Here is a 17290-nt window from a genome sequence, read left to right on the forward strand (position 1 = left end):
CCCTTCAGGAGCTTGCCATGAAGAACATGGTCTTGTTGGCCGCGCTTGCCGTGGCCCCGGTGGTGCACGCCCAGACCCAGTGGAAGCTGGCCACGGGCTACCGTGCTGAGTCGTTTCATACGCGCAACGTTGTCCAGTTTGCGCAGGATGTGGAGCGTGCTTCGGCAGGCGCACTGCGCATCGAGGTGCATGCCAACAATGCCTTGTTCAAGCTGGGGGAAATCCCGCAGGCGGTGCAGGACGGAAAGGCCCAGGCGGGGGAGACCATCATGACCAGCCTGGTGCGCGAAATTCCCCTGGCAGGGGCCGATTCCGTGCCTTTTGTGGTGCGCAGCTATGCCGACGCGCGGCGCATGTGGGATGTGCAGCGTCCGCTGATCGAAGTGCACATGGCGCGCAAGGGGCTCAAGGCACTGTATGCCGTGCCCTGGCCCCCACAGGGGCTGTTCACCACGGCCTCGGTGCGTTCGTCGGTGGATTTCAAGGGCACCCGCATGCGCACCTACAACCCGGGCACGGTGCGCATTGCCGAGTTGCTCGGTGCCACGCCGGTGGATGTGCCCATGGTCGAGGTCAACCAGGCCTTGGCGGCCGGAAAGCTGGACTCGATGATCACCTCGGCCCTGACTGGCGTGGAAAACCAGGTCTGGGGCCAGATCAAGCAGTACTACGGCATCAACGCCTGGTTCCCCAAGAACATCGTCTTTGTGAACCAGCAGGCGTTTGATGCACTGCCCGCCCCGGTACGCCAGGCCGTCAGTCAGGCTGCGGCCGAGGCCGAAAAACGGGGGTGGACGATGAGCGCTGCGGTGGCCGAGGAATCGGTGACCGAGCTGCAGCGCAAGGGCATCAAGGTCGAACCCCCTTCGGCCGTGCTTGACACCGAGCTCAAACGCCTGGGCGAGCGGTTTTCCCGCGAATGGGTGCGGTCCGTGGGGAGCGAGGCCAACCAGCTCTTCATCCCGTACTACACGCAGCGCTAGGTCGTCGCAGGAATCATCCAGCAAGCACACGGCAATCACCAAGGAATCACCATGCAAACCCCTTCAGACACCATTGAGATGTATCTGCTGGCCAAGGATGGCAACCGGCCCCACCTGATGGAGCGGGCCTTCGCTGGCGGCGCACTGTTGCGCATGGATGTGCGGCAGGGCGACATGGGTTTTCCGCCCGTGGCCCACGGCCGCGACGCCATTGCCGAAACCCTGGTGCGCCACTTTGGCCGCACCTATGAAAACGTCTACAGCTTCTGCCTCGCCGATCCTCCGGATCCCGCGTGCTCGGAGTTTCACTGCCCCTGGCTCGTGGCCATGACAGAAAAAGACAGCCGCGCCGTGCGCCTGGGTTGCGGCCAGTACCACTGGCGCTTTGCGCCGGGTACGCGCCTGGCGCAGGAGCTGAACATCGTGTTGGACAGCATGCAAACCCTGCCGCCCTCGGACATCCATGTCGTGATGCCCTGGATCGCGGCGCTGGACCGCCCCTGGTGCGATGCAGACCGGGCGATAGCGACGGCACCTTCCATCCCTTCGGTGCATGCGGTGCTGGAGGCGTTGGCCCGAACACCGGTTTTGGCCCCTTCCTCCCTGGCCCTGGCGGCCTGAGCGGCGCACCGAACACTTTCTTTTCACCTTTGCAAACCATCACACCATGACCCAACTTGCACCCTCCACCCACATCCCCCGCTGGCAGTTCTGGATTGACCGTGGGGGCACATTCACCGACATCGTGGCCAAGCGGCCCGATGGCTCGCTGACCACCCACAAGCTGCTGTCGGAAAACCCTGAGCAGTACAAGGATGCCGCCGTGGCGGGCATCCGCCACCTGCTGGGTCTCAAACCCGGTGAGCCTGTTACACCCGCGCTGGTGGAATGCGTGAAGATGGGCACCACCGTGGCCACGAATGCGCTGCTGGAGCGCAAGGGCGAGCCCACACTGCTGGTGACCACGCGCGGTTTTCGCGATGCGCTTCGCATTGCCTACCAGAACCGCCCACGCCTGTTCGACCGCCATATCCAGTTGCCCGAGCTTTTGTACACCGAGGTGATCGAGGCGCGCGAACGTGTGGGCGCCCATGGCGACGTGTTGCAGGCACTGGATGAGCCCAGCCTGCGGGGTGACCTGCTGGCGGCTTACGCGCGTGGCCTGCGCAGCGTGGCCGTCGTTTTCATGCACGGCTACCGCTACACCCAACACGAGCAGGCTGCCCAGCGCATTGCCCGGGAAGTGGGTTTCACGCAGATCAGCACCTCGCACGAAACCAGCCCCATGATGAAGTTCGTGAGCCGGGGCGACACGACAGTGGTGGATGCCTACCTGTCGCCCATCTTGCGCCGCTATGTGGAGCAGGTGGCCAGCGAGATGCCGGGTGTGAAGCTGTTCTTCATGCAATCTTCGGGTGGGCTCACCGATGCCGGAACGTTTCAGGGCAAGGACGCGATTCTGTCTGGCCCCGCGGGCGGCATTGTGGGCATGGCGCGCACTGCAGGGCTGGCGGGGCACGAAAAAGTCATTGGCTTTGACATGGGCGGCACGTCCACCGATGTGAGCCACTACGCCGGTGCGTTCGAGCGCGAGTTCGAGACCCATGTGGCGGGTGTGCGCATGCGTGCGCCCATGATGAGTATCCACACAGTGGCCGCCGGCGGCGGCTCGGTGCTGGCCTATGACGGTGCCCGTTTTCGCGTAGGCCCTGAAAGTGCGGGTGCCAACCCGGGTCCGGTGAGCTACCGCCGGGGCGGGCCACTGGCTGTGACCGATGCCAATGTGATGGTGGGCAAGGTGCAGCCACGTTACTTCCCCAGCGTGTTTGGCCCTGCAGCCAACGAAACACTGGATGCCGACGCAGTGCGCGCGCGGTTTGAAGCCATCGCCGCCCAGACCCAGCGCAAACCCGAAGAAGTGGCCGAGGGTTTCATCCAGATTGCCGTCCAGCAGATGGCCAACGCCATCAAGAAAATCAGCGTGGCGCGGGGCTACGACGTGACGCGCTACACCCTGCAGTGTTTTGGTGGTGCGGGTGGCCAGCACGCTTGTCTGGTGGCCGATGCCCTCGGCATGACCCGTGTGTTCGTCCATCCGCTGGCCGGGGTGTTGAGCGCTTACGGCATGGGCCTGGCCGACCAGACCGTGATCCGCGAGCAAGCGGTGGAGATGCCGCTGGCCACCGCGTCGCTGCCGCTGATTGCCGAACGCCTGGACACCCTGGGCTCCGCAGCCCAGGCCGAGCTGGAGCGCCAGCAGGTCAGCGTCAACCCGGTGCAGGTGCGCCACAACGTGCATGTGCGCTACGAAGGCACCGATTCAGCCCTGGTGGTGCCGTTTGGCGACATGGCCAGTATCCAGTCGGCCTTTGAGACGGCCTACCGCCAGCGCTTTGCCTTCCTGATGGCGGGCAAAGGGCTGGTGGTGGAGGCCGTCTCGGTGGAGGCCATGATTGCAGGCGACGCTCCTGCAGAGCCGCGCCTGGCGGTGCACCCGCACCGCAAGCACCCGCTGCGCGAAACGGTAAAGATGTACTCGGGCAGCGAGTGGCACGACGCCGCGCTGGTGGTGCGCGAAGACCTGCACCCCGGCGATGTGATTCCCGGTCCGGCCATCATTGCCGAGAAGAACACCACCACGGTGGTGGAGCCCGGCTGGTCCGCCCGCCTGACCGACCTGGATCACCTGGTGCTGGACCGCGTCACGGCCCGCAAGGTGCAATACGCGGCCGGCACCACGGTGGACCCGGTGCTGCTGGAGGTGTTCAACAACCTGTTCATGAACATCGCCGAGCAGATGGGCCTGCAGCTGCAGAACACGGCGTACTCGGTGAACATCAAGGAGCGCCTGGACTTCAGCTGCGCGCTGTTCGATGCCACCGGCAACCTGATTGCCAACGCGCCGCACATGCCGGTGCACCTGGGCTCCATGGGCGAGAGCATCAAGACCGTGATCCGCGAGAACGCGGGCAAGATGCACCCGGGCGATGTGTACATGCTCAACGACCCGTACCACGGTGGCACCCATCTGCCCGATGTGACGGTGATCACCCCGGTGTACGTGGCCGAGGGCTCCGAGCCCACGTTCTATGTGGGCAGTCGGGGCCACCATGCCGACATCGGCGGCACCACGCCGGGCTCGATGCCACCGTTCTCCACGCGCATCGACGAAGAGGGTGTGCAGATCAACAACGTGAAGCTGGTGGACCGGGGCATCTTTCTGGAAGAAGAAGTGCGCAGCCTGCTGACGACGGGCGGCGGCACCACGTCGTATCCCAGCCGCAACCCCCAGCAGAACCTGGCCGACCTGCGTGCGCAAATCGCCGCCAACGAAAAAGGCGTGCAGGAACTCTCGAAGATGGTGGACCAGTTCAGCCTGGATGTCGTGCAGGCCTACATGCGCCATGTGCAGGACAACGCCGAAGAGTCCGTGCGCCGCGTGATCACGCAGCTCAAGGACGGGCAGTTCACCCTGCCGCTGGACAACGGCGCGCAGATCAGCGTGTCCGTGAAGGTCAACGTGGCCGAGCGCAGCGCGGTGATCGACTTTGCGGGCACCAGCGCGCAGCAGACCAACAACTTCAACGCGCCGCGTGCGGTGTGCATGGCCGCGGTGCTGTACGTGTTCCGTACGCTGGTGGACGACGACATTCCGCTGAACGCCGGGTGCCTGAAGCCGCTGCAGGTGATCATCCCGCAGGGCTCCATGCTCAACCCGAATCCGCCGGCCTCGGTGGTGGCGGGCAACGTCGAGACCTCCACCTGCATCACCAATGCGCTGTTCGGCGCCCTGGGCGTGATGGCGGGCAGCCAGCCCACCATGAACAACTTCACCTTTGGCAATGCGCAGTACCAGTACTACGAAACCATTGCCGGCGGCAGCGGTGCGGGTGCGGTGTTCGATGCTTCAGGCCGCACGGTGCGCGGGTTTGACGGCACCAGCGTGGTCCAGACGCACATGACCAATTCGCGCCTGACCGACCCCGAGGTGCTGGAGTTCCGCTTCCCCGTGGTGCTCGACAGCTACGAGATCCAGCGCGGTTCTGGCGGAGCAGGCCGCTGGGCGGGTGGCGATGGCGGCGTGCGGCGCGTGCGCTTTCTGGAGGCCATGACGGCCAGCATCCTTTCCAACGGCCGGCTTAACCCCGCCTTTGGCATGGCAGGCGGCCAACCCGGCCGGCCCGGCGCCAACCGTGTGCTGCGTGCCAACGGCCAGGTGGAAGAACTGGGCCATATCGGTGCGGCACTGATGGAGCCCGGCGATGTGTTCGAGATATCGACTCCCGGTGGTGGCGGCTACGGTGAAGAGTGCGCCGTGCATTGACGCGCAAGCCGGAGGCGCGTTGCCTCCGGCCCTGCGCAGTGGCACGGCGTTTGCGTTCTTTCCCATGCTGCTTTGCGGTCAGTGGGATGCAACCAGGAGAAATTCATGAACTATCTGCCAGCCACTTCCCATGCCGAACGGTACGCGCAGCCGCGTACGGCCCCCACGGCGAGCGGCGCCTCTGCGTCGGATGCGCCTGCAGGCGCTTCCCGCTCCGGCCCTGCATCGGCAGAGGCTGCGCCCGCTGGTGGCCGACGCAACCTGAGCGTGGGGCAGAAGCTTGCGGCCAGCTTTGGCCTGCTGGGCTGCGCCGTGGCACTGCTGGGAGCGATGACGTGGATGACCGGCGAGGGCACCCGCCGCCAGGCCACGTTGCTTGCCAGCGAGCAACTGCCCATTGAACGCTCGGTGCGCGACTGGAAGACGCAGTCGGTCACCATTGGCCAGATTGCGTTGCGCACCACGGTGTCCTCCGACGTATTTCCCCTGGTGGCAGAGATCCGCAAGCAACTGGCGACCGAAGACGCGATGCGCAAGCGCATCGAAGAGGCTTTGGCAGGTGCATCCACAGCCGAGCACACCAAACCCCTGTGGGCCGAGGCCCAGGCGCAGCGGCAGCAATACGCGGCGCTGCGCGACGCCCTGGTGCAGAACGCCCTGGAGGCCAAGATCATCAGCCAGAAGGAGCTGCAGGACCACGCCGCCGCACTGACGCAATACCTGCGGGCCATTGATCAGTTGCTCGGGGCGTCCGAGCAGGCGTCCCTCCAGGCGGCGGACGCCATGATCAGCGACGCCTCGCGCGCACAGTGGATCAGTGCCATCGCGGTGCTGGTGGTGGTGGGGCTGTCGGCGCTGTTTGGCTGGCTATTGCGGCGCTCCATCGTGCTGCCGCTGCGCCAGGCCTGCGAGGCTGCGGACCTGGTGGCACATGGCGACCTGACCGTGCGCATGCAGACGCAGCGCACCGATGAAATCGGCCAGTTGCTCACGGCGCTGGACAAGATGGTCGAGTCCCTGCACTACGTGGTGACCGAGGTGCGTGACTCGGGGGAGTCCATCCACGTGGCCAGTTCCGAGGTGGCGGCGGGCAACACCGACCTGAGCGCACGCACCGAACATGCCGCCAGCAACCTGCAGCAGACGGCGGCGAGCATTGCCCAGCTGGCACAGATGGTGGCGGCCAATGCGGACAGCACGCGCCAGGCCAATGCGCTGGCCCTGAATGCGACACAAGTGGCCAGCAAGGGCGGCGAGGTGGTCAGCCAGGTGGTGAAGACCATGGAAGAGATCAACGCCAGCAGCAAGAAGATTGCCGACATCGTGGGCATCATCGATGGCATTGCGTTCCAGACCAACATCCTGGCGCTCAATGCGGCCGTCGAGGCTGCCCGCGCAGGCGAGCAGGGACGCGGTTTTGCGGTGGTGGCCAGCGAGGTGCGGGGGCTGGCAGGGCGCAGCGCCAACGCGGCGCGCGAGATCAAGGCGCTGATCTCCACCAGCGTCGAGAAGGTGAGCGACGGCGCGAGGCTGGTGGTGACGGCAGGCTCCACCATGGGCGACATCGTGCAGAGCGTGGAGCGCGTGACCACGCTGATGTCCGAGATCAACGAGGCCAGCAGCGAACAGAGCACGCAGATCGGCCAGGTGAGCCAGGCCGTGGACCAACTCGACCACATGACGCAACAGAACGCCGCGCTGGTAGAGGAGGGCGCTGCCGCGGCCCAGAGCCTCAAGGACCAGGCACACCGCCTGGCCGGTGCCATGGGGCAGTTTCAGCTCGTTCGTGCAGCGGTTTGATCCAAGAAATTCAATAAAAAAGGCCTGCAGCGCAGGCCCATAAAGCGCCAGGCGCTATGAATTTTGATGTGACTACATGCCCGCGTAGTTCGGGCCACCGCCACCTTCGGGCGTGACCCACACGATGTTCTGCGTCGGGTCCTTGATGTCGCAAGTCTTGCAGTGCACGCAGTTTTGCGCGTTGATCTGCAGGCGTTGCGCATCGCCGCCCTTGGCCACGTCGGGCACAAACTCGTACACGCCCGCGGGGCAGTAGCGCGCCTCAGGGCCGGCGTACTTGGCCAGGTTGATGTTGACCGGCACGCTCGCGTCCTTGAGCGTGAGGTGGGCCGGCTGGTTCTCTTCGTGGTTGGTGTTGCTGATGAACACGCTGGAGAGGCGGTCGAACGTGAGCTTGCCATCGGGCTTGGGGTAGACGATGGGCTTGCACTCGGCCGCGGGCTTCAGATACGCGTGGTCGGGCTTGTCGCGGTGCAGGGTCCAGGGGATGTGGCCGCGCAGCACGAACTGCTCGAAACCGTTCATCAGCGTGGCCGTGGTCAGGCCGTACTTGAACCAGTTCTTGAAGTTGCGGTCTTTGTTCAGCTCGGTGTAGAGCCAGCTTTCCTCGAAGGCCTTGGGGTAGGCCGTCAGTTCGTCGTGCTGGCGGCCCGCCACGATGGCGTCGTAAGCGGCCTCGGCGGCCAGCATGCCGGTCTTGATGGCGGCGTGGCTGCCCTTGATGCGGCCCACGTTCAGGTAGCCCGCATTGCAGCCCACCAGGGCGCCACCCGGGAAGACCGTCTTGGGCAGGGCGTTGATGCCGCTGGCGTTGATGGCGCGTGCGCCATACGACAGGCGCTTGGCCGTGATCTCGCCTTTTTCGTTCTCAAAGTAGTAGCGGACGTTCGGGTGGGTCTTCCAGCGCTGGAATTCCTCGAACGGGCTGAGGTACGGGTTGGTGTAGCCCAGGCCCGTGACGAAGCCCAGGGCCACCTTGTTGCCCTCCAGGTGGTACAGGAAGGCGCCGCCGTAGGTGTCGTTCTCCATGGGCCAGCCGGCGGTGTGCATCACAAAGCCGGGCTGGTGCTTCTTGGGGTCGATCTCCCACAGTTCCTTCACGCCAATGCCGAAGCTCTGCGGGTCGCGGTCCTTGTCGAGGTGGAACTTGGCGATCAGCTGCTTGCCCAGGTGGCCGCGTGCGCCTTCGGCAAACACGGTGTACTTGCCCAGCAGCTCCATGCCCAGCTGGAAGTTTTCGGTGGGCTCGCCATCCTTGCCGATGCCCAGATTGCCGGTGGCCACGCCCTTGACGGAGCCGTTGTCGTTGTAGAGCACTTCTGCGGCGGTGAACCCGGGGAAGATTTCCACGCCCAGGGCTTCGGCCTGTTCACCCAGCCACCTGGTCAGGTTGCCCAGGCTGATGATGTAGTTGCCGTGGTTGTGCGCAAACGGCGGCAGGAACATGTTGGGCACGCGAAAGCCCGATTTTTCGCCCAGGAAGATATAGGCGTCGTCGGTCACGGGCTGGTTCAGCGGAGCGCCGCGCTTTTTCCAGTCGGGGATCAGTTCGGTCAGCGCCTTGGGGTCCATGATGGCGCCCGAGAGAATGTGCGCGCCGGGTTCGGAGCCTTTTTCCAGCACCACGACCGAGACATCCTGGCCTTTTTCAGCCGCCAATTGCTTCAGGCGGATCGCAGTGGCCAAGCCGCCCGGGCCACCGCCGACGACGACGACGTCGTATTCCATGGATTCGCGGGGGCCGTATTGGGCGAGGATTTCTTCATTGGTCATGGGCTTCTCGTCGGGCGTTTGATAATGGGCTATTTTCTACAGAGCAGGGTGCAATGCCCTGTCTGGCTGGCGACTGATTGTATTCACGGAATACAGACAATCGAACGACCGTTCTATTTTGATCCAGTAGGGAGACTCTAAATGGCATACAGCATCGACTTGTCCGGCCGCGTGGCCTTCATCACAGGTGCCTCCAGCGGCCTGGGCGCACAGTTTGCCCGTACGCTGGCCCGCGCGGGCGCCGGCGTGGTGCTGGCCAGCCGCCGGGTCGAAAAGCTCAAGGAGCTGCGTGCACGCATCGAAGGCGAGGGCGGTGACGCCCATGTGATCGAACTCGACGTGACCGACCACGACTCGATCAAGTCCGCCGTGGCACACGCCGAGACCGAGATGGGCTCCATCGACATCCTGGTCAACAACTCGGGCGTGAGCACCACGCAGCGTATCCAGGACGTGACGCCGGAGGACTACGACTTCATCTTCGACACCAACGTGAAGGGCGCCTTCTTCGTGGCTCAGGAGGTCGGCAAGCGCATGCTGGCTCGCTCGCGCGGTGCCGCGCCGGGCAGCTTCACGGGGGGGCGCATCATCAACATCGCCTCGATGGCAGGCCTCAAGGTGCTGCCGCAGATCGGCGCCTACTGCATGAGCAAGGCCGCCGTGGTGCAGATGACCCGCGCCATGGCCATGGAGTGGGGCAAGTTTGGCATCAACGTGAACGCGATATGCCCTGGCTACATCGATACCGAGATCAACCACCACCACTGGCAAACCGAGCAGGGCAAGAAGCTCATCGACATGCTGCCCCGCAAGCGCGTGGGCAACGCGCAAGACCTGGATGCCTTGCTGGTCATGCTGGCCAGCGACCAGAGCCATTTCATCAATGGTGCGGTGATTGCGGCGGACGACGGCTTTGCTGTATAGGATGCCCCCCTGAGGCGCTGCGCGCCATCCCCCGAAGGGGACGCCACCGGTGGCCTGGCAGAGCCAGTTCCACGGTGGCACTGGCATTGGGGCGTGCCAGTTGCGGAGCGCGTGGACGTGCCAACAACCTGGACTACCGATGAAGCTTGAAATTCCCGAAATCAAGAAGCTGGTCTTTGAGATGCGGTTCCCCGTGCGCTGGGGCGACATGGACGCCATGGGCCATGTCAACAACACGGTGTACTTCCGCTACCTGGAAACCGCGCGCATCGATTGGATGGTCTCGGTGGGCTGCAACCCCGACCCGCGCGGACAGGGGCCGGTCATCGTCAATGCGTTCTGCAATTTCTACAAGCAGCTCGAATACCCGGCCGACGTGTTGCTCAAGCTCTACGTGAGCGACCCGGGCCGCACCACGTTCGAGACCTGGGGCACGATGGAGCGGGTGGACCAGCCGGGCGTCATCTGCGCAGCGGGTGGCGCCACCACCATCTGGGTGGACTTTCCGCAGCAGAAAGCAGCGCCCTTGCCGGACTGGATGCGGGTGCTGGTCACGGCGGACTGAAAATTTGAATGGAATTGGCCTCTGGCGCTTAATGGATAAGCGCTGGAAGCTATTAAATCGATAGTAAATGGCCCGCAGCACTCACTTCTGTTTGGGCACGCGACCCATCAGATAGAACTCGGGGTTGGGCTGCATCCCGGCAAAGCTGGCCATGCGGTTGGACAGTCCGAAGAACGCGGTGATGGCCGCGATGTCCCAGATGTCCTCGTCGTCGAAGCCGTGCGGGTGCAGGGCCTCGAAGTCGGCGTCCTCGATCTCGTGCGAGCGCTGGCACACCTTCATCGCAAAGTCGAGCATCGCGCGCTCGCGCGGGCTGATGTCGGCCTTGCGGTGGTTGACCGCCACCTGGTCGGCAATGAGCGGCTTTTTCTCGTAGATGCGCAGGATGGCGCCGTGGGCCACCACGCAGTACAGGCACTGGTTGGCGGCGCTGGTGGTGGTGACGATCATCTCGCGCTCGCCCTTGGTCAGGCTGCCTTCTTCCTTGAGCATGAGCGCGTCGTGGTACGCAAAGAAGGCGCGCCACTCGGCCGGGCGGCGCGCGAACGCCAGGAACACGTTGGGGATGAAGCCGGCCTTTTCCTGCACTTCCACGATGCGTGCGCGGATGTCTTCGGGCAGGGTGTTCAGGTCAGGGAAGGGATAGCGGCTCACGAAGGTCTCCTTGGCTGTGTTGTGTCGTGGATGCCAGTATCCGCGATGCACCGCGTTGCGCTGCGCGCATGAAACTGGCGCCGCCCCCACCAGTGCACCCGTGGATCCGGCTTCGCCGGTCCACCGGGTGCGTCCCCCTCCGGGGGAAGACGCCGCCAGGCGGCTCAGGGGGAGCTCAAGGATGCCAGTGCGTGGCCCGCACCGGGCTTTGCGCAGGGGCTGCCGTGTTGCCCGCCAGCGCATACGACAGCTGCGTGGCCGCGGCGATCACGGTCTGGGCCAGGGCTTCGAGTTTTTCAGCGGGCAGGCGCGATGCGGGGCCCGAGATGCACACGGACCCCATCAGGCGCCAGTGCATGCCGAACACCGGCGCCGACACCGTGGCCACGCCTTGCTCGCGTTCGCCGATGGACCAGTGGTAGCCCTTCTTGCGGATGTCCTCATAGGCCTTGCCGGGCTCGCCCGAGAACGCCAGGATCACGCGGCCCGGGGAGCCTTTGTCCAGCGGCAGCCCTTCGCCCATGCGGGCGTGGTGGCGCAGTGCCTGCGGGCCCTCCACGCGCACCAGGCAGGTCCGCACCTGGCCTTCGCGCACGTAGAAGGCCGCGCTTTCGCCCGTGGCGTGGGTCAGCTCGCGCAGCGCGGGCTCCAGCACGTTCTGCACATCAAAGCCCGCCTGGTAACGCGCGCCCAGCCAGCCCGCGGCAGGGCCCAGGCGCCAGTCGCCGTCCTCGCGCTGCACCATGAAGCCCGACTGCGCCAACGTGCGCGCCAAGCGCAGCACCGTGGTCTTGTGCAGGCCGCAGCGGCGGCTCAGCTCGGCCAGCGGCAGGCTGGATTCGCCCAGGGCAAAAGCCTCCAGCACCTGCAGGGCCCGGGTGACGGCGATCACACCCGTCGCAGGCTCGGAGTCTGCGGCCTCTGCGGCCTTTGGCGCTGGCACCGGGGCCGGTGGCTTGGGCGCCGGTGCTCGGTGGGCTGCAGGACGCGCGGGTTTGCTGGGGCTGTTGCTCATGGTGCCATTCGTTCCATTGTGCGCAACGCCATTGTATGGGTTGAAACGTCTGCGTAAAGTCGCGGCCACGGCGCCGGGCCCTCGCAGGTTCTGCAGACCGGCGTGACGAACCACCATAAAACGGAGACAAATCCATGCCAGCTTTTCCATCGCTTTCGCGTGCCGTCGGCGCGCACCTGTGCCACGCGGTGCTGGGCCTTGCCGCCCTGGCCGTACCCGCTGGCGCAGCCCTGGCGCAGGCCGCCTACCCGAACAAGCCCATCCGCCTGATCGTGCCGTTCCCACCCGGTGGCGGCACCGACATGATCGCGCGCACCGTGGCGCAAAAGCTCACGGACCAGAACAAGTGGAACGTGATCGTGGACAACCGCCCCGGCGCAGGCGGCAACCTGGGCGTGGACGCCGCGGCCAAGTCGGCCCCCGATGGCTACACGCTGGTCATGGGCCAGACCAGCAACCTGGCGATCAACCCCACGCTGTACCCCAAGCTGCCCTACGACCCCATCAAGGACCTGGTGCCCGTGGCACTGGTGTCGTCGTCGCCCATCGTGATCGCTGCGCCGGCCAATTCGCCGTACAAGACCTTTGCCGACGTGGTGGCTGCATCCAAGGGCAAGCCTGACGCGCTCACCCTGGGCTACTCGGGCAACGGCACGGTGGCCCACCTGGCCGGCGAGCTGGCCGAGAACGCGGCGGGCATCAAGCTGCGCCACATCCCCTACAAGGGCGCGGCCCAGGCCATGACCGACCTGGTGGGCGGGCAGATCGATCTGTACATGTCCTCCGTGCCCACGCTGCTGGGCCAGGTGCGCAACGGCAAGCTCAAGGTGCTGGCCATCACGTCGGCCAAGCGCTCGTCGCAACTGCCGGATGTGCCCACGCTGGCCGAGTCCGGCTACAAGGGCTTCGAGGCCGTGACCTGGTTCGGCATGCTGGCGCCCGCCGGCACGCCCGCACCCATCGTGGCGCAGCTGAACAAGGCCATCAACCAGGCACTGCAGCATGCCGAAGTGGCTGACAAGCTGCGCTCCGAAGGCGGCGACATCCTGGGCGGCTCGGCCGATCAGTTCGGCCAGCTGCTGCGCACCGAAGTGCCGCGCTGGGGCAAGATCGTCAAGGACTCGGGCGCCAGCCTGGACTGATACGGCTTTGCCCTCAACAGACCCAGTCCTCGGGGAGCCTTGCCGTGTACAGCACTGCCTGCGGCTCCCCGCCCAGCTTTCCGGTGGAATGCCAATCCGGGGAAATCGACAGCCGCAGGGTTTGTACGACCCGCGCCCTACACCCGCGTACCACGCGTTACCTGCCCATTTTTCCAGGCGCAACGCCTGCAGCCTCACTACCTCCGCGGTCGCGCTGCGGCGTGGGCATTGCGCAGTGGCCACGGCTTTCATCGCCGCCGCCGCGCAGGCCCCACCGTTTTTCGTGCTCTCTACAAGGAATTCACCATGAGCCAACTCCCCGAAATCATCCGCGACATCGAGCGCGTGAGCGCCGACGTCGTGAGCAAAGCCGCGACCTTCCAGGCCGCCATCCTGGCCGACGTGGCGGGCCGCCGCGGCACGATGCACGGCCGCGTGGCGCCGGTGCACCAGAGCATGAAGGTGGCAGGCCCTGCCTTCACCGTGGAAGTGCGCCCCGGCGACAACCTCATGATCCACGCCGCCATTGCGCTGGCCCAGCCGGGCGACGTGCTGGTGATCGACGGCAAGGGCGACCTGACCGCCGCCCTCATGGGCACGCTGATGCTCAGCGCCTGCAAGAAGCGCGGCCTGGCCGGCGTGATCGTGGACGCCGCCATCCGCGACAAGCTGGAGATCCTGGAGCTGGACTTCCCGGTGTTCAGCGCGGGCTTCAACCCTGCCGGCCCCACCAAGTACGTGCCCGGCCGCATCAACCACCCCATCTCTGCCGGCGGCGCGACCGTGAACCCGGGTGACCTGGTGGTGGGCGATGCCGACGGCGTGGTCGTGATCGAGCGCGCCAAGGCCCCCGGCATGATGGCCCTGGCCGACAAGAAGGTGGCCGACGAGGCCGCCCGCATTGAGGCCATCGCCCGTGGCGACACGGCCTCCAAGTGGCTGCCCGCAGCGCTGCGTGCGGCGGGTGTCCTGGCGGAAGGGGAATCGCTGTGAGCACCAACCCCACCATCATCGTCACGGGCGCCGACCTGGCGCAGCAGGCGCTCGGCCTGCTCACCGGCTATGAAGTCATCTACGCCGGCAAGACGCCGACCGAAGACGACATGGTCGCCCTGGCCAAGCAACACGACCCGGTGGCCATCATCGTGCGCTACGGCAAGGTGGGCCCGGCCGTGATGGACGCGGCGCCTTCGCTCAAGGTGATCTCCAAGCACGGCAGCGGCACCGACACCATCGACAAGGTGGCGGCCAAGGCGCGCGGCATCGAGGTGGTGGCCGCCGTGGGCGCCAATGCCGCGGCCGTGGCCGAGCAGGCGCTGGCGCTGCTGCTGGCCTGCGCCAAGTCCGTGGTACAGCTGGATGCGCGCATGCATGCCGGCCACTGGGACAAGGCCACGCACAAGAGCCTGGAGCTGGGCGGCCGCACGGTGGGCCTGGTGGGCCTGGGCGCCATCGGCCTGCGCTTTGCGAAGATGGCCGATGCGTTGGGCATGCGCGTGATCGGTTTCGACCCGTTCGCCAAGAATCTGCCCGACTACGTGCAGAGCGTGAGCCTGGAGACCATCTGGCGCGAGGCGGATGCCGTGTCCCTGCACTGCCCGCTGACCGACGACAACCGCGGCATGCTCAACGCCGCCACGCTCGCACAGTGCAAGCGCGGCGTGATCGTGGTCAACACAGCCCGCGGTGGCCTCATCGACGAAGCCGCGCTGCTCGCAGCCGTGCGCTCGGGCCAGGTGATGGCGGCGGGCCTGGACAGCTTTGCGGTGGAGCCCATGGTGGCCGGCCACCCGTTCCAGGGCGAGAAGAATTTCATCCTCAGCCCGCACATCGGCGGCGTGACGAGCGACGCCTACGTGAACATGGGCGTGGGCGCGGCCACGAACCTGCTGGCAGTGCTGGCCCGCGAGACGCCAGCGATGCGTGCCGCGTAGGCATGGCAGGGAAAGCCCGGCGAACAAGATTTTTAATAAAAAATGGCCTCTACCTCTTGTCCATCAAGCGGTTATAGCTATGTTATTGATAGCATTTGGGCTGAATGCCCGCATGAACGATGGATCGGAGACAAGACATGTTGCGTTTTCTCAAACCCCTGATCACCGCCTGCGCCCTGGCTGCCGGCCTGGCCCATGCCGCGTTCCCCGAGCGCCCGATCACCATCGTCGTGCCGTATGCGCCCGGCGGTGCGGCCGACGCCGTGGCCCGCGTGTTGGCCACGCGCCTGGGTGCCAGGCTGGGCACCAGCGTGATCGTGGACAACAAGGCCGGCGCCAGCGGCACCATCGGCGCGAGCTACGTGGCAAAGGCCAGCCCTGATGGCTACACGGTGCTGTACGACGCCACGCCGTACTCCATCAACCCGCACCTGTTCCCCAAGATGCCATATGCCGCCAACGCGCTGCAGCCGCTGTCGCTGGTGCTGCTGGCGCCCAACGTGCTCATCGTGAAGGCGGACTCGCCGCTCATGAACATCAACGACCTGGTCGCCCGGGCCAAGGCGGCGCCGGGCAAGCTCAACTTCGCCTCGGGCGGCAGCGGCACGGTGCAGCGCCTGGCGGCCGAGCTGATGCGCCAGCAGCTGAACCTGGACATGGTGCACGTGCCCTACAAGAGCGGCGGCCCCGCCATCACCGACGTGATGGCCGGCCAGGTGGATTTCATGTTCGGTACCGTGGCGGCCACCTACCCGCACGTGTCGGGCGGCAAGCTGCGCGCGCTGGCCGTGTCGGCACCCGAACGGTCCAAGCGCCTGCCCGACGTGCCCACGGTGGCCGAGACGGTGATCCCTGGCTACGAAGCATATGAATGGAACGGCATGTTCCTGCCCGCAGGCACGCCCGAACCCATCGCTGCCAAGCTGCGCCAAGCGGTGCAGGAGGTGATGAAGGAAGACGAGCTCAAGCAGCGCCTGGCCGACATGGGCGCGCAGCCCGTGGGCTCCACGCCCGCCGAGTTCGCTGCCTTCCTCAAGAAGGAAGACAGCAAGTGGGGCGATGTGGTGCGCAAGGGCAACATCAAGCTGGACTGATCGCCCATGGTCCTGCCGTTGCGCGATGCCATGCCGCATGGATGCGGTGGGGGCCGCCTCGTCGACAACCCGGCGCGGCGGTATGGTTTCGGCTCTCCTGCCTGAACAACAAGAAAGACACCGCCATGTTTCTGCTGCAACCACCCCAGGTCCGTGACCTGGATGTGTTCACCTCCATGCCCGACCACTTTCGCCGCCGCGAGCGCAGCGAGTGGGCCGACGCCAACCGCGGCGGCACCGTCACCGATTCGTTTCTGGAGGGTCCGGTGTTCGACGACGCAGGCCACCTGTACGTGACCGACATCCCCTGGGGCCGCATCTTCCGCATAGACCCCCAGGGCGCCTGGAGCTTGGTGGCCGAGTACGACGGCGAGCCCAACGGCATGAAGTTCATGGACGCCGGCACGTTGCTGATCACCGACTACAAGAACGGCCTCATGCGCCTGGATGTGGCCACCGGCACCGTCACGCCGCACCTGGAGCGCCGCAACAGCGAGCGCTTCAAGGGCGTGAACGATTTGATCTTCGACGCCGACGGCAACCTGTATTTCACCGACCAGGGCCAGAGCGGCCTGCACGACCCTAGCGGCCGCCTGTACCGCCTGCGCCCGAACGGCCAGCTCGACCTGCTGCTGGCCAATGTGCCCAGCCCCAACGGCGTGGCCCTGTCGCCCGACGGGCGCGTGCTGTACCTGGCCGCCACGCGCGGCAACTGCGTGTGGCGGGTGCCGCTGCTGCCCGACGGCAGCGTGGCCAAGGTGGGGCAGTTCTTCACGTCCTACGGGCCCAGCGGCCCCGATGGGCTGGCCGTGGATGCGCAGGGCCGGTTGCTGGTGGCCAACCCGGGCCTGGGCCATGTCTGGGTGCTCAACCACCGGGCCGAACCCGAGTTGGTGCTGCGCGGACCGGCGGGGGCGTCGACCACCAACCTCGCCTTTGGCGGCGAGGGTGGCCGCACGGTCTACGTCACCAACTCGACCCACGGCCAGGTGCTGCGCGCGCAGCTGGATGCGCCGGGTCTGCCGCTACACCGCCTGGCCGCGCGCTGAGGGGCGGCGGCACAGGGCGGCCGGGACGGCGGT

General features: G+C 66.0%; 14 protein-coding genes. 11 read left to right on the plus strand and 3 right to left on the minus strand.

All coding sequences use genetic code 11. The features are described 5' to 3' along the window. Positions 1-17 precede the first annotated feature (17 nt). From IB243_RS02180 to IB243_RS02195, 4 genes are all read left to right on the plus strand, one after another. On the plus strand, positions 18-983 hold the full coding sequence (locus IB243_RS02180; protein WP_192424668.1) for a TRAP transporter substrate-binding protein: 966 nt from the start codon (positions 18-20) through the stop codon (positions 981-983). Positions 984-1034: 51 nt separating this feature from the next. Then, a complete protein-coding gene (locus tag IB243_RS02185; RefSeq protein ID WP_192424669.1) occupies positions 1035-1604 on the plus strand; it encodes a hypothetical protein in 570 nt (189 codons plus the stop codon). A 46-nt stretch (positions 1605-1650) separates the two neighbouring features. Then, positions 1651-5307, plus strand: coding sequence for a hydantoinase B/oxoprolinase family protein (locus tag IB243_RS02190; protein ID WP_192424670.1), 3657 nt, complete (start codon positions 1651-1653; stop codon positions 5305-5307). Positions 5308-5412: 105 nt separating this feature from the next. Further along, entirely contained in the window at positions 5413-7107 is a 1695-nt protein-coding gene (locus tag IB243_RS02195) for a methyl-accepting chemotaxis protein (RefSeq protein WP_192424671.1), read from the plus strand. 72 nt (positions 7108-7179) lie between these two features. Here IB243_RS02195 and IB243_RS02200 read toward each other — a convergent pair whose 3' ends face one another. After that, entirely contained in the window at positions 7180-8880 is a 1701-nt protein-coding gene (locus IB243_RS02200; protein WP_192424672.1) for an electron transfer flavoprotein-ubiquinone oxidoreductase, read from the minus strand. Positions 8881-9021: 141 nt separating this feature from the next. On the opposite strand from IB243_RS02200, the gene IB243_RS02205 reads away from it, so the two are divergent. Together IB243_RS02205 and IB243_RS02210 are read left to right on the plus strand one after the other, a co-directional pair. After that, complete coding sequence (locus tag IB243_RS02205; protein WP_192424673.1) at positions 9022-9804, plus strand: SDR family oxidoreductase; 783 nt, start codon at positions 9022-9024, stop codon at positions 9802-9804. A 139-nt stretch (positions 9805-9943) separates the two neighbouring features. Further along, positions 9944-10369 (plus strand): thioesterase family protein, encoded by a 426-nt coding sequence (locus tag IB243_RS02210; RefSeq protein ID WP_192424674.1) that lies wholly within the window; start codon positions 9944-9946, stop codon positions 10367-10369. Positions 10370-10450: 81 nt separating this feature from the next. On the opposite strand, the gene IB243_RS02215 is transcribed toward IB243_RS02210, so the two are convergent. Both IB243_RS02215 and IB243_RS02220 read right to left on the minus strand, forming a co-directional pair. Next, positions 10451-11023, minus strand: a complete 573-nt coding sequence (locus IB243_RS02215; protein ID WP_192424676.1) for a peroxidase-related enzyme — start codon at positions 11021-11023, stop codon at positions 10451-10453. Positions 11024-11198: 175 nt separating this feature from the next. After that, complete coding sequence (locus tag IB243_RS02220) at positions 11199-12038, minus strand: IclR family transcriptional regulator (protein ID WP_225584667.1); 840 nt, start codon at positions 12036-12038, stop codon at positions 11199-11201. 134 nt (positions 12039-12172) lie between these two features. Here IB243_RS02220 and IB243_RS02225 point away from each other — a divergent pair, with 134 nt between their 5' ends. The 5 genes from IB243_RS02225 (at position 12173) to IB243_RS02245 (ending at position 17257) form a co-directional block, all read left to right on the plus strand. After that, positions 12173-13180 (plus strand): tripartite tricarboxylate transporter substrate binding protein, encoded by a 1008-nt coding sequence (locus IB243_RS02225; protein WP_192424678.1) that lies wholly within the window; start codon positions 12173-12175, stop codon positions 13178-13180. A gap of 306 nt (positions 13181-13486) precedes the next feature. Continuing rightward, on the plus strand, positions 13487-14173 hold the full coding sequence (locus tag IB243_RS02230; protein WP_192424680.1) for an RraA family protein: 687 nt from the start codon (positions 13487-13489) through the stop codon (positions 14171-14173). Beyond that, on the plus strand, positions 14170-15114 hold the full coding sequence (locus tag IB243_RS02235; RefSeq protein WP_192424682.1) for an NAD(P)-dependent oxidoreductase: 945 nt from the start codon (positions 14170-14172) through the stop codon (positions 15112-15114). The genes IB243_RS02230 and IB243_RS02235 overlap by 4 nt, the downstream gene beginning before the upstream one ends. A gap of 137 nt (positions 15115-15251) precedes the next feature. After that, on the plus strand, positions 15252-16208 hold the full coding sequence (locus tag IB243_RS02240) for a tripartite tricarboxylate transporter substrate binding protein (RefSeq protein WP_192424684.1): 957 nt from the start codon (positions 15252-15254) through the stop codon (positions 16206-16208). A gap of 125 nt (positions 16209-16333) precedes the next feature. Further along, positions 16334-17257 (plus strand): SMP-30/gluconolactonase/LRE family protein, encoded by a 924-nt coding sequence (locus IB243_RS02245; RefSeq protein ID WP_192424686.1) that lies wholly within the window; start codon positions 16334-16336, stop codon positions 17255-17257. Positions 17258-17290 lie beyond the last annotated feature (33 nt).

Source organism: Acidovorax sp. ACV01 (assembly GCF_014851495.1).
Classification (GTDB): Bacteria; Pseudomonadota; Gammaproteobacteria; order Burkholderiales; family Burkholderiaceae_C; genus Acidovorax; species Acidovorax radicis.